This is a genomic window from Photobacterium indicum, assembly GCF_003026215.1.
Lineage (GTDB): Bacteria > Pseudomonadota > Gammaproteobacteria > Enterobacterales > Vibrionaceae > Photobacterium > Photobacterium indicum.
Window position 1 is genome coordinate 1,314,066 of sequence record NZ_PYOC01000001.1, and the last position, 6,000, is coordinate 1,320,065.

Consider the following 6,000-nt stretch of genomic DNA (forward strand, 5'->3'; position numbering starts at 1 on the left):
CCTGTAATACTGGAAGTAGATACCCATCAAGGAAGATCATGCAAAAAGAAGCGCATATGCTAAAAGCTGAAACGACGGAAAATGCCGAATCAAAGCTAACAAAAGATCAAATGCGTAAACAATTTAAGCGGTTGTCTTCACGTAACTACAAGGCAAGCCTTCAATTGGAAGGGTTTGATATAGAGCCGACAAAACGTGAAACTAAGAGCACTCAATCGGAAAAAGAACAGATAGAAAGTTTGATACAATATTATGATAGATAAGTATGGTGTTAGTCATGATCCGGATTGTTACCCAAATACATCGGTATTGATTAACCGGTTATCGATTACTGACGAAGATACTCTTGCCTTGGCTGAAAGAGATTTCACAAAAGTGCGAGCAGAACATTTTGAGCCTGAATTCGAGCAATTTAACCTACAATATCTCTGTAAAGTTCACTTCACTTTATTTCAAGATCTGTACAGTTGGGCTGGTAAAATCCGTCGCGTAGATATAACTAAAGGACAAACACGTTTTTGCCATGTTCATAATATAGAACGTGAAACAGAACGTCTTTTTATCCAGCTTAACAATGATAATTTACTGTGTAATTTACCGTTCGATGCTTTCATTAAACGTATCTCCCATTATTACTGTGAGCTTAATGTTATTCATCCGTTTCGAGAAGGTAATGGAAGGGTACAGCGGATATTTTTTGAAATTCTAGCCATCAATGCTGGCTATGAAATTTGCTGGGAAGGCATTAACTTAAAAGAATGGGTTGATGCCAATCAAGCTGGATACTTTGGTGACTTGCATCCTCTAGAAAAACTATTTGAACGAATTACGGTATATATAGATGTTCAACAAGGCTATAAAGAACATTGGACCGATAGCCCTCGTTAGAGATACACATGGCAATTATGACCCTCTAAACAAGGAATATCAGTTATCCCAAGGCTTATCTTTTAAAAATTTCGCCATTTCTTGGTCTCTTTTTTCTGTATTTCCCACATATTGAGCAGGCATAGCAGGGCTCTTCCAACGACCATGGCTTTGTATCTCACTGATCGACAATCCTGCATCAGACAAGTCTTTAGCAGCTCCTACGCGAGGTGATTGGCCTGAAAATATAACATTGGCTGGTAAACCTAATTCTTCGCTTGCCCTACGGAATACGCGATATATTGAAGAATGATCTAAGGGTAATACACCTATATTACTGTGGCGATCAATTCGTCTAAAAATGTAACCAGTATCAATAATGCCGATAGTTATCCAGCGCTGTAGGGCGTTTGACGCAATAGCGCTGAGCGGGATAACACGGTCACCTAATGTTATATAGATTAAGCCTTTTGAGTCAGTCTCTAATTTATCAACGGTCAAATCTGATAACTCACTGCGTTTTAGCATTGCTTCAAATGCAACCGCCCAAATAGCCATATCTCGAATATCTTTTACTTTTGGAGAGGTTTCAAATAGAGTAAGCAACTGTTGTAGATGGTCATCTCTAAATGCACGAGCATTGTTATAATCATCATGTTTATCAATGCGTTGCTTTCTCATCACTAAGCGAATCTCAGTGTGAGCACATGGGTCTGGTAGGGCATGGCAACGATGCACCAACCCAATAGTAACAATGTAACGTTTTAGGCTGGCTAGTTTTCGCTTTTTTGCCATTAACTCGATAAATCCATGCACTGTGTCGACAGATGCTGGCAACACAGTGCGCTTATGACTCTCGCAGTAAAGGATGAAGTTATTCCAATCGTTTTTAAAAGCGAGGAGCGTATTTCTAGCGTATTTTTTATGCGTTAATGATTGCCAAAGATCAATGCTATCCATAATAATGGAGAATGCAGAGCGGCTACGTTTTAGTTGTTTTGTGTCTTTTATCGCCTGTATGCCTTTGGTCATGATTATTACCCTAATGCACTATAACTATATTTATGCTACTTATTACAATAACAGAAATATCAATAATTGTAGACTCGCATACAAAATTAACATTTATTCGCTTGGAAACAAAATGCGTGCTATACAGATAAAGCTGTTAATAATATAAAGACTAGAAAGAAGAATATGGATGATGCTTACTATTCAACATTACAGCCATCTATGTTATTCGAAACTTCCAACAAGGAGTTGCTGATATGAAAAAACGCCTGCTTCATCGTAGCTATATATTAGAAAATAGCTCAGGTGCACCTGATGGTTGGAAGGCAGTGATTAATGGTCATCCCATATCAGGGCAATTGTCGTTACTTAAAAAAAGTGTCGATTGGTGGTGTGATATGAAAGCATTTTTACCACCAAACAGTTTTGAAGGCGTTAACTCTCTTAAGAAAGAAACAGCAGCTCAGCAATCAGAAAATTACAGAGGTTTTAAGCTAATTAATGATAGTGGTAAACCCAATGAATGGTATGTGATCTTACGTGGTCAACTATTGAAAGGTCCAGCGGTTAAGATAAAGAAGCACCTTGATATGGTAATACTCAAACTCAAAGCACAAAAGTAACACCGCTATATATTTACGACTTCTTATAATAAAACTCCGTAAGCAAAAACGCCCAATTGGGCGTTTTTAAGTAGGGTGTATAATCATGAGGCAATAGGGGGGTTAATCGTCATCATCCGACTTTTCCACATCAACCAAATAACTTCCCTCTAGCCAATTACGACCAATTAGAAGTTTGTAGTCAAGCTTGCTGCGATTGCGTAAGTTAACCGCAACGGCTTTATGTTGACCATTCCATCCTAAATCCATAACAACCGCATAACGGCGTTCAACACCTTGCGCATTACGAATTTTGCTTACTTTGATAATTTTCCCTTTATATGTCGCTTCTTTTCCATCTTCATTTTTTGTTTTAAATTCAACCATGCCACCAAGGTGATCGCGCATATCTTCACTGTCGCTATCTTCACCGGTCACTTTAATATCATAGGCGTTTATCGATGTGGTGGCAGCACCCGTATCAATTCGTGCTTTATAATCCATCCCAAGCTCATGAATCTTAATCGTTTCCACTTGACCGACGATAGATTTATCACTTGACACTTTACTGCCTGCCATTACAAAAGGTGAAGCGGTTGAAAATAGAATCAAGGCTGATAAAAGAACTTTCTTCACATTGTCTCCTAACTATAAATATTCGTATTACTATGAATAATAGACATTGATTCAGTGTTGTTGTTCAACGTATTAAAAAGAATTAATATGCAGAGAGCACTTAACACTCATTCAATTTATGTTAAGTGTGCTTTTGATTAGTTTATAACAATCACTGGACTGATTAAAATGTATCGTTTTAAAACCTAAAGAGCGAGCGGTATTGATATTTTCTTCATTATCATCAATAAAAAGTGACTCAGAGGCATCCAATTCAAAGCGTGCTTGTAATAACTCAAAAATTTCAGCTTCTGGTTTAATGACTAACTCGTTACCTGACACTAGACCTCCTTTAAAAAAGGAAATAAAAGGGTGACGTTCATTGAGCGTATCAAAGAAAGCATTACTCATGTTGGTTAGGTAGTATAATGAGTAACCTTGATCTAACACTTTGTAAAAAATAGATTCCGTTAAGCTGATTTTCTCAAGACTGTTTTGAATATGTTCAAAAAAATCTTCCATTCTAGCTTCAGGGAATCCAGTGCGCGCTGCAAACTTAGGAATAACTTCAGCCATAAGCATTGTACCGCGATCAAGAGCTACCCAATCAGGATGATAGAGTACTTCATTTAATAGCATCTCTTGTTCAAAGACTGAATCAGTGTAAGTTTGAACAATTTTGGTCGGTTTCCATTCAAATAGAACAGCACCGAAATCAAAAATCACGTTACGAATCATTAGAGTTTCCGTTTAACTACCTTTTATTGATAGTATGCGATAAAAGGTAATACGCAACTTGAATGCGTAATCTTAATACCACACTCACAATTAACTGAAAATTCATGGATTATTACATAATGAATGATAACAGCCGTTTAGTCTTCTCGACCGAGACAGGTCGCATTCCAGAAGAAAAAGTCAAACCTCAACGTCCAACTGGTGACGGTATTGTCCGTATCCAGCGCCAAACTAAAGGCCGTAAAGGTAAGGGTGTTTGTATTGTGACTGGTCTTGATATGGAAGATGCACAACTAAAATTGTTGGCAGCTAAACTTAAAAAAGTATGTGGTTGTGGTGGCTCTGTAAAAGACGGCACCATTGAGATTCAAGGTGATAAGCGTGAAGTGATTAAAGCAGCGCTAGAAAAAGAAGGACACACTGTTAAACTTGCCGGCGGCTAAGTAAGGCTAAACGATGGCAACAATTGCCTCGTTGTTATTGAGAAAGCCTGAAACTGAACAAATATCTAGCAAAAGTATATCTTCAGGCTTTTTTGTTTAATGTGTAATAGAGAACCAATGAGTTGTCGGCCATCAACAACAGCAAAGGCTATTTGTTGTTGTTGATCTTGCCGTTGGTATATTTCATTTGCTGTAGCAACAACGCGTAGCGTAGTAATGAATACAGAACTTGAAGTACCAAGCAAACTGACCATTTGCAGCAGTACCTTAAAGTAAGGTGTTAATTACCTATTTTATGGTAAATATACTCAATACTGTTAAATAGACATGAACTTATAACTCCCCACAAAGAATCAAGCTATGAAGTTACGTTACATACGGTTCATTAATTTTGTCACTATAAATTACATGTTTGTAAGTCATTGAGGGTCATAGTAAATGAAGTTACGCTACCACACGGACTATTTAACATAAGGTACATAATGCGCACTGGGCTACTGCTTTAACCTCGGTTGATAGACCACCCAAAATCGCCACTAAACCAAGGCTATGTAGCTGATTACCTTGGCTATTAAGCTTTTTTGCAATTTCATCCCACAACTGTTTAATGTGTGAATTTTGTGTACGGTCAGCGTGAACACCAATTAATGCTTCTTTCTCATCAATTTTGCATTCCTGCGCCAAGAAAACGGCTTGTATATCAGACATATAGCGTTTGCCACTACGGTATTCTGAGATTCTCTGCTTTGGAATCCCTAAATCTGCTGCAATTTGCTTGTCTTGTATATAGTTTTTCGCCGTTTTAAAGGCATCTAACAACTGAACTTGATACATAAATCCTCCGGCGTTTTGTTGATTGTAACCCTAAAGTCACCATTTTGGGTGTCTTGCAGTCACCATGCTTGGTGTTTATAGTTACCGAAATTGGTGACTTACAGTATTGAGGTTCGCATATGGCTATCAACATTCAACTTAATGACGGTGTTCGTTTCTTTGATAACGGTCGAGAAATCGTTGTTGTTACCGCTGCATACGCTCCTAAGTATTTAAAAGCTAAGGTTTACTCAAACAAAGAAGTTTTCGAGGTTGCTGACTTGGCAACTCAAATTGCTGATGGTCGCTCGCTTTCGTTCTGGTCTGGTGTTGTTCAGTCTGTTGGTCAGGATGCTCAATCATGATGTCGCCTGATGTTGTCCTTCAAGCTGAGCAGCCAGAGAAATCAAACTGGTTCACGCGTAACGAACTGGCAGAAAAATCAGCATTAGAACTAAAGTTACCTTGTCACTTCAAGTCTGGTTCAACTCAGCCAGTAATGCCAGAGTGTTACAACGTGGTCGCGTCTATCTTCACTGATGAGTTTGGTATCAATCCATTCTATGCAGCGCCCCAGCCTCACTTAGTCCCGCGTTTTGATGACAATTCAAAGAAGACGTTTTTCGTTCCTGAAAAAAGTTGGGTTGTCCGTGCATTCGATGCGTGTAAGTCACATCGAGAATTTGCACCGGTGATGACACGTGCCTTCATCAACATGACTAAAAAAATTGATTACCTTGATGCCGTTCGTGCTGTTGAGTCAGCTAACGAACGTCTAACCAAGATGGAATTTCGTTACACCTCAACCGATGAAGAATTATGTGAGTTTGCAAAAGCCAAGTCTGCACATGTCATGCGTAAGGTTGCGGCCATTGATGACACACAAGCTGCTTTTGAAGTCGCACGTAACA

At 38.6% G+C, this 6,000-nt stretch carries 10 protein-coding genes and 1 pseudogene; 6 read left to right on the top strand and 5 right to left on the bottom strand.

The window, feature by feature from the left end:
• Window positions 1-38 precede the first annotated feature (38 nt).
• Both C9J47_RS05910 and C9J47_RS05915 read left to right on the top strand, forming a co-directional pair.
• Window positions 39-263 (top strand): YhfG family protein, encoded by a 225-nt coding sequence (locus C9J47_RS05910; RefSeq protein ID WP_107252668.1) that lies wholly within the window; start codon window positions 39-41, stop codon window positions 261-263.
• Window positions 253-888 carry a putative adenosine monophosphate-protein transferase Fic gene (locus C9J47_RS05915; protein ID WP_107252669.1) on the top strand — a complete coding sequence of 212 codons (636 nt, stop codon included), beginning with the start codon at window positions 253-255 and terminating at the stop codon, window positions 886-888. Before C9J47_RS05910 ends, C9J47_RS05915 begins: the two co-directional genes overlap by 11 nt.
• Before the next feature lie 39 nt (window positions 889-927).
• Here C9J47_RS05915 and C9J47_RS05920 read toward each other — a convergent pair whose 3' ends face one another.
• Complete coding sequence (locus C9J47_RS05920) at window positions 928-1,899, bottom strand: tyrosine-type recombinase/integrase (RefSeq protein WP_107252670.1); 972 nt, start codon at window positions 1,897-1,899, stop codon at window positions 928-930.
• Between the two features lie 236 nt (window positions 1,900-2,135).
• Here C9J47_RS05920 and C9J47_RS05925 point away from each other — a divergent pair, with 236 nt between their 5' ends.
• Entirely contained in the window at window positions 2,136-2,501 is a 366-nt protein-coding gene (locus C9J47_RS05925; protein ID WP_107252671.1) for a DUF3319 domain-containing protein, read from the top strand.
• Window positions 2,502-2,603: 102 nt separating this feature from the next.
• On the opposite strand, the gene C9J47_RS05930 is transcribed toward C9J47_RS05925, so the two are convergent.
• Entirely contained in the window at window positions 2,604-3,116 is a 513-nt protein-coding gene (locus C9J47_RS05930; protein ID WP_107252672.1) for an ATP-dependent zinc protease family protein, read from the bottom strand.
• Between the two features lie 111 nt (window positions 3,117-3,227).
• Entirely contained in the window at window positions 3,228-3,833 is a 606-nt protein-coding gene (locus C9J47_RS05935; protein WP_107252673.1) for an HAD family hydrolase, read from the bottom strand.
• 119 nt (window positions 3,834-3,952) lie between these two features.
• Between C9J47_RS05935 and yciH the strand changes: the two genes are divergently transcribed.
• Entirely contained in the window at window positions 3,953-4,276 is a 324-nt protein-coding gene (yciH, locus tag C9J47_RS05940; protein ID WP_041395101.1) for a stress response translation initiation inhibitor YciH, read from the top strand.
• A 65-nt stretch (window positions 4,277-4,341) separates the two neighbouring features.
• On the opposite strand, the gene C9J47_RS05945 is transcribed toward yciH, so the two are convergent.
• Both C9J47_RS05945 and C9J47_RS05950 read right to left on the bottom strand, forming a co-directional pair.
• Entirely contained in the window at window positions 4,342-4,530 is a 189-nt protein-coding gene (locus C9J47_RS05945; RefSeq protein WP_107252674.1) for a hypothetical protein, read from the bottom strand.
• 211 nt (window positions 4,531-4,741) lie between these two features.
• Window positions 4,742-5,110 (bottom strand): DUF3693 domain-containing protein, encoded by a 369-nt coding sequence (locus tag C9J47_RS05950; RefSeq protein ID WP_107252675.1) that lies wholly within the window; start codon window positions 5,108-5,110, stop codon window positions 4,742-4,744.
• A gap of 119 nt (window positions 5,111-5,229) precedes the next feature.
• Between C9J47_RS05950 and C9J47_RS05955 the strand changes: the two genes are divergently transcribed.
• Together C9J47_RS05955 and C9J47_RS05960 are read left to right on the top strand one after the other, a co-directional pair.
• Window positions 5,230-5,454 carry a hypothetical protein gene (locus C9J47_RS05955; RefSeq protein ID WP_107252676.1) on the top strand — a complete coding sequence of 75 codons (225 nt, stop codon included), beginning with the start codon at window positions 5,230-5,232 and terminating at the stop codon, window positions 5,452-5,454.
• Window positions 5,451-6,000 (top strand): annotated as a pseudogene (locus C9J47_RS05960) (replication endonuclease); the annotation flags it as partial. The gene C9J47_RS05955 and the pseudogene C9J47_RS05960, both read left to right, overlap by 4 nt.